Source organism: Hyphomicrobium sp. MC1, from assembly GCF_000253295.1.
Taxonomy (GTDB): Bacteria; Pseudomonadota; Alphaproteobacteria; order Rhizobiales; family Hyphomicrobiaceae; genus Hyphomicrobium_B.
In genome coordinates this window covers 396,754-409,221 of the sequence record NC_015717.1, presented here as the reverse complement: position 1 = coordinate 409,221, position 12,468 = coordinate 396,754, and the positions used below count along the sequence as shown (strand labels likewise).

Sequence of the window (12,468 nt, the reverse complement as noted above, 5' to 3'; positions counted from 1 at the left end):
GGCGACGCCCTATCAGGGCAACCGTCCTTTCTCGAAAGACCCTAGCCAGCGCCATGTGGGCTGTAATTGATAGTTGGCGCCAAAAAGCGAATCTGTCCGCTCAGAAACCGTTTGCTGCGCTCATCTGGAAACCACCGCCGCACAGAGATTTCACGTTCAAAGGTGATCTGCCGTCGCCGCAAACGAAGTGGTACGCTTCTTGCGATGCTGTCCCACTCAACGGCGACACTATGGGGTGGAGTTGCATGCCTTCATCAGGCGTCATCGCGGCATCGATCATCAACGGAGTTCTCTCCACGATCGATCGCCGGAGAATGGACCCGGAGACAATTTCCGCACGTGTCGGCATAGCGAACGATGGGTTGTTTGGACGCTCGCCTTTTCTTCCGCTCTCAGCGTTCACAACGATGCTGGAGATGGCGGCAACTCAGACGAACGATCATGCACTTGGCATGAAGTGGGGAAAACTCTTCAATATTCACGACTTAGGAGCAACTTCCCAGCTCTATCTCACCGCTCGTACTGTCGGTGAAGGGCTCACCAAGCTTTGTGAGTATTTTCCCACCTTCCAGGGCGGAACGCACTGCGCACTGAATGTCAGCGGCGACACCGCACGCCTGACCTACTCCATTTTCGACAGAACCGTCTCACATCGCGTCCAGGATGCAAATTTCTCAGAGGCTGTCTTGTGCTCGGTCCTGCGCGCGACTTTGGGCAAGGACTGGGAGCCGCTATGCCTAGAGTTCGAGCATTCTCCTGGTGCAAATCTCGCCAGTTATCAGGCGCATTTTCATTGCCCACTACGTTTTGGCGCTCGTTATAACGCTATATTGTTTCCCCTCTCGGAGCTGAGCCGCCCGATCCTCTCATATGATCGCATGCTGCACCACCGCTTGGAGAGTGAGCTGTCCGACTGCCTAAGTTCGCAAGAACTCGAGCTCGATCTCAGCAACAGCGTCAAGGCATGGATCAACGCCAGTCTATGCTGTTCCAAGAGCATCGACATACAGGATGCAGCCAGCGACTTCGGTATGAGCGTCAGAAGCTTTCAGCGAAAGCTCGCCGATGCTGGCCTGAACTATGCAGATCTTCGCAACGCAGTGCGAACGGAAATCGCGAAGGCGATGCTGGCGTTCACCGATCGCACCATTCCGGAGATCGCGTTCGATCTTGGCTATAGTGAAACGAGCGCATTCTCACGAAGCTTCAAAAGCTTCACCGGATCGACACCAGCTAAATTCCGGGACGGCGCCGTTCGCGCGCGAACATCTTCAGGACAGGGATCTTCTTTCATGGCGCCGACGAGCGCCGCCAGCCATTGATTGGATAAGACAGCGCTAAGCCTTAGACGCTGACGCAAGTCCTTTGCCACGCGACGCCACGACGCCGATCACGATGAGAACAATTGAAAATGCAATCACCAATGTCGCAACGGCGTTGATCTCCGGCGTCGCCTCGCGACGAAGGATCGACCAAAGCGCCATCGGCAAAGTATTTTCGCGGCCGGTCAGAAGGTATGTAACCGCGATCTCGTCGAACGAGATCGAAAATACGATCAGCATCGTACCGAAGATGGCGGACTTCAGGTTCGGCAACGTCACTTTAAAGAACGTCTCGATCTGCGAAGCGCCAAGATTGAAGGCCGCCTCCTCCTGGCTCCGACCGAGCTGCTGCAGACGCGCAAAAACTTCCGTGACATAGATGCAAGTCAGAGCCGTACCTTGGCCGAGCATGATCGTATTGAGTGATAGCCGAAACCCGATCGTGATGTAGAAACTCAAAAGCGAAACACCGGTAATGACACCGGGAAGCACAATCGGCAGCATCACGATCCGCCGGAAAGCGGCTTTCCCCGGAAACTCGTAGCGGTCCAGCGCAATCGCCGCCGGCAGCCCGATGAGCATGCTGAGAATGACCGTTCCGATGCCGACATAAACGGACGCGCCGATCGACCGCATCAGCGTTTCGTTCTCGAGAACCTTCTCATACCAGGAGAGCGTGAAGCCTTTGAACGGAAGCCCGGTAAACTCGCTAGCATTGAATGAAAAGAATGCCATGACGAGCAGCGGCGCATAGAGAAACAGCAGAACTGCTCCGGCGAGACCTGCGACAAGGGGTTTGTTTCCAAATGCGCGCATTCAATTTTCTCTCGTCCGTTCTAGAAACGCACCTGAAATTGGTGCTCAAGGCGATGGGCCAAGGTAATCAGCCCAAGCCCCAGGGCGATAATGACCAGGCCGATCGCCGCCGCCATCGGCCAGTCGTAGGCCGCGCCCAGCAGGTTGATAACAATGTTGGATATCATGATGGAATCCGCGCCACCGACGAGCGCGGGCGCTACGAAATCTCCAAACCCCAGCGAGAACGTGATGACGCCGCCCGCGATGATGCCCGGAATGCTGATCGGCAAAACGATCTTGCGGAAGATCTCCATACGCGTCGCACCCTGGTCGAGCGCAACTTCGATAAGAGACGTCGGGATGCGTTCGAGTTGAGCGTAAATCGAAAGCACTGCAAATGGCGTGAAGATATAGGCGAGTGTCAACGTCACGCTGAACTCGTTATAGAGGAACAACGTCAGCGGACGATCGATTATACCGAGCCCAAGCAGTGAGGCGTTGATGAGACCGGCTGTTCCGAGAATGGTTTTCCAGGCGTAGGCCTTGACGAGATAAGACGCCCACCACGGCACGATAACCAGAAGATAGACGTAGCGTTTGGTCGCTTCCGAAGCATGAAACGCCAAATAGAACGCCAGCGGATACGCAACAATCGACGACGACACCGCTGTATAGATACCGATCTTCGCTGATTTGAGCATCACGCTGAGATATGGCTCGGTCGTAAAAACCCTGACGAAATTCGCCAGTGAAAAGCCCGGCTTGAAGACGACGTAATCGACCGATCCCAGACTGTAATAGAACAGCATGCAGTAGGGTAGGATCATAAAAACGAAGAACCAAGCCGCAGGTGGCAGAAGCCAGAAAAGCATGCGCGCGCGTTCGATCTTTTTCGCCTTCAGCGCGCCTGGGCTGAGCTTTGCGGCCGTCTCCGAGATGGCGCTTGAAGTCGTCATGACGGAAGCTGCAGTGTCATTCATGGATTAAGCTGCCAATACGCGAATATCGTCTGGAAGAACGGAAAGCGGCACGACATCGCCGATGCTGGCCTGCGCGCCGGTCGTTCGATCATGCACGCTTATCCGACCGGCACCGCCCGCAAGCTCGATCACATACTCATTCTTCGCACCGAGGAAGAGACGCTCAGCCACAGTGCCACGAAGAATATTTCTTTGGTCAGATACGTCCTCGCCGATGGCGACGCGGTCGACGCGGATCATCACGCCGACTGTCTTGCCTGAGACGGTCGCGGCGTTGGCCGGTGCCGAAAGCGTTGCGCCGCCTGCCAAACGGATCTTAGCCGTCGGGCCATCAACCGCGTCGACCACGCCTGTAAGAACGTTAGCCCGATCGATGAAGTTCGCCACGAACTTGGAATTCGGCTGGGCGTAAACTTCTTGCGGACTTCCGCTTTGAACGATGCGCCCCTTATTCATGACGACGATGCGATCGCTCATCGCCATCGCTTCTTCCTGATCGTGCGTGACGTAAATGAAAGTCTTGTTGAACTGCCGGTGCAGCCGCTTGATCTCGACCTGCATCGCTTTGCGCAGGTTGGCGTCAAGCGATGCAAGCGGCTCGTCGAAGAGAACGACCGCTGGATCGGTAATGAGCGCGCGCGCCAGAGCCGTGCGCTGCTTCTGCCCGCCAGAGAGTTGATGCGGCATTTTCTTGCCATGATCGGCCAGCTGCACGAGGCTCAAGTATTCATCAACCCGCGCACGGATTTGCGCTTCGGTATAACGACCCCGCATTTTTTTGAGGCGGAGACCAAAGGCTACGTTTTCTGAAATCGTAAGATTGGGAAAGAGAGCGAAATCCTGGAATACCATCCGCATGTCGCGTTCCGACGGCTGCGAATACGTTATGTCTTCACCATCGATGCGAATGGTGCCCGTGTCCGGCATTTCGAAACCCGCAATACAGCGCAGCGTCGTCGTCTTGCCGCATCCGGATGAGCCCAGAAGGGTGATGAACTCACCCTTCTGGATCGACAGGTCTACACCGTCGACGGCCGCAACGTTCGATGCACCATACGTCTTGCGAATACCGATGAGATCTATGTAAGCGGCCATTCGCGCACCCTCTTGATCGCAGCTTGGACGGACTAAAAACGGTTCGTGATTATTGCGCGGCTTTGACCTGATTCCAGATTTCCAGATATTTCGCGCGCTGTTTCACCGGCTGCCACCAGCTGACGGTCTTCAGCGTTTCCGGGTTCGTCATGCCGAGTTCTTCAAACGACTTCTTCTGGTCGTCCGGAAGGAAATCGACCATCTTGGCGTTGGAATATCCAAATCCCGTAACGGCGTGTCCGAGAGCTTGTGCCTTTGCACTCGACACGTAATTCAGCCATTTGTAGACGCAGGAATTGGACGAAGCTCCCTTGGCAATCATCCAGCTATCGCTCCAGCCACCCCGTCCCTCCTTTGGAACGATGTCGATGAGTTTCCGATCACCGCCGCGCAGCTTGACCAACGTTTCTTCCCATGCATTGCCGCCGATGACTTCCTTGCCTTGGAGCAAGGTCGTCATCTCGCCTGCTGTCGTCCAGTACTTGCGAACGTTCGGCTTGAGCTTCAGAAGCGCTTCTTTGACCTTCGCAAGCTCCTCGTCATTCATGTCGTAGACGTTCTTGATTCCGAGATAGCGCGCCGCTTCATAGAGTGTCTCGATATCGTCCCACATCGCGAACTTACCGGCGTACTTGGGGTCCCAGAGAAACGCGAGACTCGTCGGCGGCTCCGGCACGGCAGTGGCGTCGACGAGGATGCGAATGATGCCCCAGGCATAGGGAACGCCGTACGTCTTGCCATCTTTCGACAGCCACGGCGGCGATTTCAGCATCGGGAAGAAATCGGCCTCCGCCGAGATCTTGTCAGGATCGATCGGATCAACCAATCCAGCATCAATCAGCTTCATGGTCGTGTCGTTGGAGGGCGTCACGAGATCGTAAGTGCCGCCGCCGGCCATCAGCTTGGCGAAAATTTCGTCGTTCGTTCCGACATAGACAGCCGAGACGGCGCAACCGCTTTCCTTTTTGAAAGGCTCGACGAAACTCGCGTCGGCATAGCCCTCCCAAACCAGCATGTTTAAGCTATCGGCAGACGCGACAGAGGCGCCAAAGAGTGACAGCGCCGTGACTGCTCCGAGCGTTCGCGACAGGCGTCGAACCAAGCCACCGCGATTTCCCGAATAATTTTTACGTTGCGACACGCGACGACCTTCCGGCATGCGTTCAAACTCCATCGTTTGCGAAACCGAGCACAGCTCACACTGAACGGGACTGCCGAATGGTGCCCTGGCTCAAGCCAACGCCGCGCGCGCTCCTAGCCGACAGCCTGGAAAAACCTATCCAGGTCAGACTGGGAAGTAATTGACAGTTCATGCCAAAGTCTTCAGCGGCTTGTTTTGCAGCTGCCAGGCTCGCGCTCGAATGGCGAGGCCGCTATCTCAGGAAGCGCCTGAAGCTCCACATGGAGAGCGCAAACAGCATACAGCCGATACCAAGCAGCGCTGCGAACTGCGGCCAGACGACGTCAAATCCCGAGCCGCGAAACAGCACTGACTGAGCAAGAATGATAAAGTGCGTGTTCGGAGCGGCCAGCATGATATCCTGAATGATGGCCGGCATGCTCTCGCGAGGCGTCACGCCGCCTGACAGAACCTGCAAGGGGATAAGAACAAGAATAAGCAGCATACCGAATTGCGGCATCGTCCCCGCCATCGTCGCCAGAAAAACACCCAAGGCCGTCATAGCGAAAATATCCAGGGCAGCGCCAACGAGGAACAATGGCACCGAGCCGTTGACCGGAACCTGTAACAATCCCTGCACGACGAAAATCAGCGACATGCTCGACGCCAGCAGCACGACGAAGCCCATCGACCAGATCTTACTGACCATGATCTCGAATGGCGTTACGGGCATCACGAGAAGATGCTCGACCGTACCGTGCTCCCGCTCTCGAATGAGAGCGGCGCCGGTCAAAATGATCGACAGCATTGTAATCGACATGATGACATTCGTTATCGCCCCGAACCAAGTCTTATTAAGATTTGGGTTGTACCGAGCACGCAGCGTCAATCGAACGGGAAGATCGCCATCCGAGCGATAGCGATCGAGAAACTCGCTGATCTCACCTGCGAGAATGGATTCGATATAACCGCCACCCGTAAAGGCCTGCGTCATGCGGGTTGCATCGATGTTGAGCTGTATCGTCGGCGAGCGGCCCGCAAGTAGATCGCGTTGGAACTCGGGCGGAATATCGAGCGCAAACGTATCGGCGCCGGCATCCATACGCTCGTCCATTTGCTCCTGAGTGATCAGCCGCGGCACACTGAAGTACGGCGGATAAAATGCGGTGATGATACGGGACGATACGGGCGACTGATCCTCATCGACGATTGCGATCGCCGCGTGATTGAGCGTATCCGGCAACGCCCGCGACGCCGAATAGATCGAAACCGAGAAAGCGTAGACGATTAGGATCAGCATCGTCGAATCGCGCATCAATCCGCGCAATTCCTTGACCCCGAGCTGCCAGATGTTCGCGACGCGCATCTTACGTCGCCTGCTTTTTGAGGAAGGCCGCGCCTAGGCCGAACAGGATGGGAATGGCAATCAGCAGCGCCAAGTAGTCATTGGCCAAATCGCCAAATCCCAGCCCTTTCGAAAACGTCCCACGCGAGATCGTGACGAAGTAGGCCGCCGGGTAGATCTTGCCGATATAAGCACCGACTCCCTGCAGCGATGATACCGGATCAATCAAGCCTGAATACTGGACAGCCGGAATCAGCGTTATCAGCGTCGTGCCGAAAATGGCCGCGATCTGGCTGCTCATGAATGACGACACCACCAGCCCCATGGACGTCGACACGATCACATAGAGCAGCGCTCCGAAGGTGTAAGCCAGAAAGCTCCCCGTAAACGGTACGCGAAAGACGAACACCGCAAACGCCGCCAGCAAAACGAAGTTGAGCATTGCGAGCGCCACATACGGTATTTGCTTGCCGAGCAGAAACTCAAGGCGCGTCACCGGCGTCACGTAAAAATTAATGATAGACCCGAGTTCTTTCTCTCGCACCACGCTCAGAACGGTGAGCATCGCCGGGATCATCATAAGAAGCAGCGGAATAACCGCCGGCGCCATCGCGACGAGACTTTCGACATCCGGATTGTAGCGATAGCGCAGCGCGACCTGAAAAGCACCGAGCGCTGATGAATCGCCATAAAGTTCACGCGCCTTCTGCGCTAGCCACTCAGTATGAATCTGCTGGACGTAGCTTGCGATGGTATCGCCGCGCATCGGCATCGCGCCGTCGATCCAGGCGCCGATCTCGACGTTTCGCCCGCGTGCAACGTCACGTCCGAACCCCGGCGGAAATTCGAGGACCAGACTCAGCTCGCCATTGCTCATGCGGCGGTCGAGGTCCTTATAGTCGGTAACCGGCGCTTTCTCCTTGAAATAGCGAGATCCGGCAATCTGCGTGGCATAATCACGGCTGATTGTCGTGTCGTCGCGATCGAGAACGGCGAAGCTCAGATTATCCACGTCGAGATTGATGCCGTAGCCGATGACGAACATCAAAAGCACGCTGCCGATCGTCGCGAGCGTGGCGCGAAGCGGGTCGCGCCGCAGTTCGAGCGTCTCGCGTCTCATATAGGCTAGCATCCGCCGGATGCTCTGGCTCAATGGGCTCGCCGGTCGAGCGGAGGCCGCATGATGCTCAGCAGCAAGTGACGTGGCGATCTGGTCGGCTTCAACGTCGCTACCTGCCTTGCTCCCGATCGCATCTTGCAGATAGTCGATAAAGGCATCCTCGAGCGACGATGCCTTGCGCTGCTCAACGATCGCGGCCGGCGTATCGCTGACGAGAACGCGGCCGGCATGCATCAACGAAATGCGGTCGCAACGCTCCGCTTCATTCATGAAGTGGGTCGAAACGAAGATTGTCACGTTATCCTTGCGCGAGAGATCGGCTAGGATCTGCCAGAACTGATCGCGCGCAACCGGATCGACGCCCGACGTCGGCTCATCGAGAATGAGCAATTCCGGGGAATGTATCATCGCCACGGCGAGCGACAGGCGCTGGCGGATACCGAGCGGAAGCGCATCAGGCAATGCGTCCATGACGTCGGAAAGATCGAAGCGGCGCACGACTTCAGCAATGCGCGGCGCGATATGATCGGGCTCCAGATGAAAGAGCCGCGCATGCAGATCGAGGTTCTGTGCGACGGTCAGTTCCGAATAAAGCGAAAAGGCCTGAGACATGTATCCAACGCGACGTCGGACGGCCATGTCATTGGGATCGACCTCTCGCCCGAACAATTTCACGGTGCCTTCGCTGGCCGGCAGAAGACCAGTCAGCATTTTCATTGTCGTCGTCTTGCCGCAACCGTTGGAGCCGAGAAATCCGAAAATCTCTCCTTTGGTAATACGGAAGCTGACGTCATCGACGGCGATGAAATCACCGAACCGCATCGTCAAATGATCGGCCTCGATCGCGACCTCGTCGTCACCGTTTTCTGTGCGCGGCGGAATGACGACATCGACGTGTCCGCGGCGCTGATCTTCCGGCAATAGGGCAATGAAGGCTGCATCGAGATTGGGCGCACCCGTCTTCTTGAGAAGATCGCTCGGCGCGCCCGTTGCGAGCACGTTTCCTGCGTTCATCGCGATCAGCCAGTCGAACCGCGCCGCCTCTTCCATGTAGGCGGTCGCGACGAGAACACTCATGCCCTTCCGGCCGAGACGAATGCCGTCGATCAACTCCCAGAACTGCCGGCGGGAGAGCGGATCGACGCCGGTGGTCGGCTCATCGAGAATGAGCAATTCCGGATCGTGGATCAGCGCGCAGCAAAGCCCGAGCTTTTGCTTCATGCCGCCGGAAAGCTTGCCGGCCGGTCGGTCGGCAAAGGAGGCAAGACCTGTACTCTTTAGCAGCTCGGCAATCCGGTCCTGTCGCTCATGCTGGTCGAGCCCAAAAAGTCGACCGAAAAAATCGACGTTCTCGAAGACCGACAGCGTCGGATAAAGGTTTCTGCCGAGCCCCTGGGGCATATATGCGATCTGCGGACAGGTTCGTCGGCGATGGGCCGCGTCCCGCATGTCTCCGCCGAGGACGGTGACGCGCCCCTTCTGTAGCTTGCGCGCACCGGAAAGGAGCGACAGCAGGCTCGACTTGCCGACGCCGTCCGGGCCGATCAGCCCAGCCATAACCCCCGCAGGGACATCGAGCGTAATAGCGTCGAGCGCCAGCGTCTTTCCGTAGCTTAGACTGACATTTTCAAGACGGGCGACGACTGGAACAGGTTCGGCCGGGCCGCTCGTCATTGCACCAGCTTTCCTGCGAGCACCGGCCATTGCGCGTTGGGATCAAGCTTGACGTATGCCACGCCGGGCAGCCCAGTCTTGACTTGCCGGATGTACTTCTGAAGCAGCGCCTTGGGTATCTGCGCCTTGATCCGGAACATCAGCTTCAGCCGCTCTTCTTCCGTTTCGACGCTTTTCGGCGTGAACTGCGCAACGTCGGCAACGAACGTTGCCTTTGCCGGGATGATGTATTGAGGTGCCGCATCGAGCACCAGCCGGATCTCCGCGCCCAGCGCCACTTGTCCCGCTTCCGCCGTGGGCAGAAAGAACGTCATGTAGACGTCGCTGAGGTCGACCATGTTGAGCACCCGCCCCCCCGCCGACAGAACCTCGCCAAGCTGCGCGACGCGATACTGCACCCGCCCGTCTCTCGGCGCCCGCAACGTGCTGTCGTCGATGTCTGCGGTGATGCTGTCGATAGCGGCCTTGGCGGCGTCGACGGCCGCACGCGCGTCAACGACCTGCGCCTCGGCCGAGCTGATTGCCGCCTCGGAGGCCGCAAGCTGAGCCTTTGCCGCCCCGACTGCTGCAACCGCGCCTTCCTTCGAGGCGCGATCGTCGTCGAGCGTCTGCTGTGACACGACGTTCGTCTTGACGAGTTCTGCTGAGCGCTTGAACTTACTCTCGGCGGCATCGAGTTCGGCCTCCCGCTGCGCGACGACTGCAACCTCCGCCGTTTTCTCCGCATTGCGTTGGGTGACGAGACTCTTCGCCGTATCGACCCCGATCTGCGCACGGTGGAACTGCGCTTGGGCCTGTCGCCGTTGCGCTTCGAGTTGAGCGGTGTCCATCCGCGCAACGACCTGCCCAGCCGTCACAAAGTCGCCCTCGTCGACGTATATCTCTTTGATTCGCCCTGCTATTTTGCTCGCGATATCGATTTCGACGGCCTCGATGCGGCCGTTTCCGCTGGCGATGCCGGGGGGCAAAGCCGAGCTGAAAAATTCCGTCCAGGCGAGATAACCACCGACCGCCGCGATCAAAACAATGACGATCAGCGTATCACGGCCGATCCTAGCTGCCAGTTTTTTGGCTCCCGGACCAAGCTGGTTTGTCCGCAACCAATGGCTCAACGATTTCTGCTCGCCGGCCGCCGGGGACTGCTCGGTTTGAGACTCACTCATGCGCCCCCCAGGAGAATGGCCGGAACGACGACACCGGCGGCCGGACCGATATCGGAGCGGAGCAGTTTCGAGGGATGCAAGAGGACAACCTTTGATAAATGTTGGTGCTGCGATTTAGTCCATGCTGGAATGAGCCACAGCGAAGACTTCGCCAACTAGCTGGCCTGCTCTAGGTCAGGATGCGTTGACCTGGGACAATACAATCGTTCGGGTTCCGCCCGTAACCATCTCTTCGCCGCGGAGAACTCAAACGAACCTCCTTCCGGCTCATCCGCCCAAGGGATATTCCCCCGATCGGAACGTTTGCCCATGTTGGAGTCACAATTTTTTAGTAGAAGCGGAACAAGATGACGGCGTCCGAGTTCGCCTGTCATCTGCTCCGGAGACGCGACTATGCCCTACTCGTTTTATGCGGTACTCAACGTTTTGCCGCAGATCGCGGCCACCGCATTCCTGCCGATCGTCGGCATCGCCCTCGTAAGCTACCTAATCAAATCGACCCGCCCGCAAGGCCCACAGAAGCCGATCGGAATCGACTGAACCGATCATTGAGCGGCTGGGAACTGTTAGGTCGCGGCAGGCGGCGGCCAATTCTCAACACGTTCGATCGCATCCCCCAGTCTTACTTCCCCACCAGTAATAATGCGTGCCGTCAGTCCGCCGCGGCCACGAACGGCGTTATAACCTCCCGGCCCCAAGTTCGCTTCCATCTGGCTGCACGGCGCGCACTCGCCGCTGGCCTCCAAGACAACCTCACCGATCAGAATGCGCCGCTCCTTTAGGGCATTCAGATTGAGCCTGCTCGTGACGAGGTTTCGCCGCAACAGCTCCGGCGAAACGTCCCTACCCATAAACGACGCTATCGCGGCGAGATCCTCAGCCGCAATGAGCGTCACTTGTCGCGGACCGTTCCGCTGCGTCTTGTAGCGATCACCCTCGATTCCTTGGCCCGCAACGAAAAGCGCCGATGCTGGCGTGAGCATCGGCGCTTTGCGGGAAGGTCGAAGACCGATCCAGGTAAGCCGGCCCGGCCCCACGGGACCGGCCAGTAATTTCGCCAGAATCGATTGGTGAGGCAGCGACTGCACATGCCCCTCCTGTCACCTTAGTTCTTCGGCGGTTCGGCCTCCTTCTGAGGCTCGGCCGATTTCGTCAGCTCATTCCACTTATCGCCGAGCTGCTTCTTGAGATCGTCGATCTTCTTCGACGCCTCTTCGGCTTTGGCGTTATATTCGGCCCGGGCTGCGGAATAGTCGGCGTTCGAAAGCTCGAATTCTGTCATGAACGGGCAACCGCCGTGCGACAGGTTCGGCGCTGCATAGCGAACGAGCGTCGACCCAGGCGTGGCGCCCGGACCGATTTTCATAATCACCGAATCCTTCTCCATGTGGCACTTCTCGCCCTTGGCGATCTTCTTGAGATCAATCGCCACGTACTTTCCGCCCTCGTTGAGCAGCGTCACGTCCATCGCGCTCGGCATGAATGCCAGCTCGACGCCGTTCTCGGCGCTCTCAGCGGCATAAGCAGCCGGAGCAAGGGCCAAGAACGACAAGGCGACGAGCAGTGACTTCAGGGTCGTTTCCATATTTCATTTCCTTCCGCTGTCCGCAAACACGGCCAGAACCTTTGACGAACCAGGATGTATTCCCGATGAACAGTTGATGCCACACGTCTCGATGATGCCTCAACCCACGCAAATGGACGAGGTGGTCATGCTCGATGCGCGCACGTACGTTTTAATGGAGCCTCACGCAGATTTTGCGGCAGCTTTAACAATCGACCCGAAGATTTGTTCCAGATTGTTCTGATAAACATCCCGTAATATTCGCTTCCTCGCCGCCTAAGCCCAAC

General features: G+C 57.5%; 11 protein-coding genes. 2 read left to right on the top strand and 9 right to left on the bottom strand.

What is annotated here, in order from left to right; genetic code table 11:
* Positions 1–245: 245 nt before the first annotated feature.
* On the top strand, positions 246–1,322 hold the full coding sequence (locus HYPMC_RS01840) for an AraC family transcriptional regulator (RefSeq protein WP_013946058.1): 1,077 nt from the start codon (positions 246–248) through the stop codon (positions 1,320–1,322).
* 15 nt (positions 1,323–1,337) lie between these two features.
* Here HYPMC_RS01840 and HYPMC_RS01835 read toward each other — a convergent pair whose 3' ends face one another.
* The 7 genes from HYPMC_RS01835 to HYPMC_RS01805 all read right to left on the bottom strand — a co-directional run bounded on the left by HYPMC_RS01835 (position 1,338) and on the right by HYPMC_RS01805 (position 10,617).
* Positions 1,338–2,138, bottom strand: a complete 801-nt coding sequence (locus HYPMC_RS01835) for an ABC transporter permease (protein ID WP_013946057.1) — start codon at positions 2,136–2,138, stop codon at positions 1,338–1,340.
* 20 nt (positions 2,139–2,158) lie between these two features.
* Entirely contained in the window at positions 2,159–3,100 is a 942-nt protein-coding gene (locus tag HYPMC_RS01830; RefSeq protein ID WP_013946056.1) for an ABC transporter permease, read from the bottom strand.
* Between the two features lie 3 nt (positions 3,101–3,103).
* Positions 3,104–4,195: an ABC transporter ATP-binding protein gene (locus HYPMC_RS01825; RefSeq protein WP_013946055.1), complete on the bottom strand. Its 1,092-nt coding sequence runs from the start codon at positions 4,193–4,195 to the stop codon at positions 3,104–3,106.
* Between the two features lie 49 nt (positions 4,196–4,244).
* Positions 4,245–5,336, bottom strand: a complete 1,092-nt coding sequence (locus HYPMC_RS01820) for an ABC transporter substrate-binding protein (RefSeq protein WP_157135382.1) — start codon at positions 5,334–5,336, stop codon at positions 4,245–4,247.
* Between the two features lie 232 nt (positions 5,337–5,568).
* On the bottom strand, positions 5,569–6,681 hold the full coding sequence (locus HYPMC_RS01815; protein ID WP_013946053.1) for an ABC transporter permease: 1,113 nt from the start codon (positions 6,679–6,681) through the stop codon (positions 5,569–5,571).
* A 1-nt stretch (position 6,682) separates the two neighbouring features.
* Positions 6,683–9,454, bottom strand: a complete 2,772-nt coding sequence (rbbA, locus tag HYPMC_RS01810; RefSeq protein WP_013946052.1) for a ribosome-associated ATPase/putative transporter RbbA — start codon at positions 9,452–9,454, stop codon at positions 6,683–6,685.
* A complete protein-coding gene (locus HYPMC_RS01805; RefSeq protein ID WP_013946051.1) occupies positions 9,451–10,617 on the bottom strand; it encodes an HlyD family secretion protein in 1,167 nt (388 codons plus the stop codon). The genes rbbA and HYPMC_RS01805 overlap by 4 nt, the downstream gene beginning before the upstream one ends.
* Before the next feature lie 393 nt (positions 10,618–11,010).
* Between HYPMC_RS01805 and HYPMC_RS24045 the strand changes: the two genes are divergently transcribed.
* Complete coding sequence (locus HYPMC_RS24045; protein WP_013946049.1) at positions 11,011–11,157, top strand: hypothetical protein; 147 nt, start codon at positions 11,011–11,013, stop codon at positions 11,155–11,157.
* Between the two features lie 26 nt (positions 11,158–11,183).
* On the opposite strand, the gene HYPMC_RS01800 is transcribed toward HYPMC_RS24045, so the two are convergent.
* Both HYPMC_RS01800 and HYPMC_RS01795 read right to left on the bottom strand, forming a co-directional pair.
* The gene (locus tag HYPMC_RS01800) at positions 11,184–11,705 is read right to left on the bottom strand and encodes an MOSC domain-containing protein (protein WP_013946048.1); all 522 of its coding nucleotides are present in this window, start codon (positions 11,703–11,705) and stop codon (positions 11,184–11,186) included.
* 17 nt (positions 11,706–11,722) lie between these two features.
* Positions 11,723–12,202 carry a hypothetical protein gene (locus tag HYPMC_RS01795; protein ID WP_013946047.1) on the bottom strand — a complete coding sequence of 160 codons (480 nt, stop codon included), beginning with the start codon at positions 12,200–12,202 and terminating at the stop codon, positions 11,723–11,725.
* Positions 12,203–12,468: the final 266 nt, after the last annotated feature.

Coding starts and splice junctions, on each gene's coding strand:
- HYPMC_RS01840 (WP_013946058.1), top strand. CDS start 246: ATGCCTTCATCAGGCGTCATCGCGGCATCGATCATCAACGGAGTTCTC.
- HYPMC_RS01835 (WP_013946057.1), bottom strand. CDS start 2,138: ATGCGCGCATTTGGAAACAAACCCCTTGTCGCAGGTCTCGCCGGAGCA.
- HYPMC_RS01830 (WP_013946056.1), bottom strand. CDS start 3,100: ATGAATGACACTGCAGCTTCCGTCATGACGACTTCAAGCGCCATCTCG.
- HYPMC_RS01825 (WP_013946055.1), bottom strand. CDS start 4,195: ATGGCCGCTTACATAGATCTCATCGGTATTCGCAAGACGTATGGTGCA.
- HYPMC_RS01815 (WP_013946053.1), bottom strand. CDS start 6,681: ATGCGCGTCGCGAACATCTGGCAGCTCGGGGTCAAGGAATTGCGCGGA.
- rbbA (WP_013946052.1), bottom strand. CDS start 9,454: ATGACGAGCGGCCCGGCCGAACCTGTTCCAGTCGTCGCCCGTCTTGAA.
- HYPMC_RS01805 (WP_013946051.1), bottom strand. CDS start 10,617: ATGAGTGAGTCTCAAACCGAGCAGTCCCCGGCGGCCGGCGAGCAGAAA.
- HYPMC_RS24045 (WP_013946049.1), top strand. CDS start 11,011: ATGCCCTACTCGTTTTATGCGGTACTCAACGTTTTGCCGCAGATCGCG.
- HYPMC_RS01795 (WP_013946047.1), bottom strand. CDS start 12,202: ATGGAAACGACCCTGAAGTCACTGCTCGTCGCCTTGTCGTTCTTGGCC.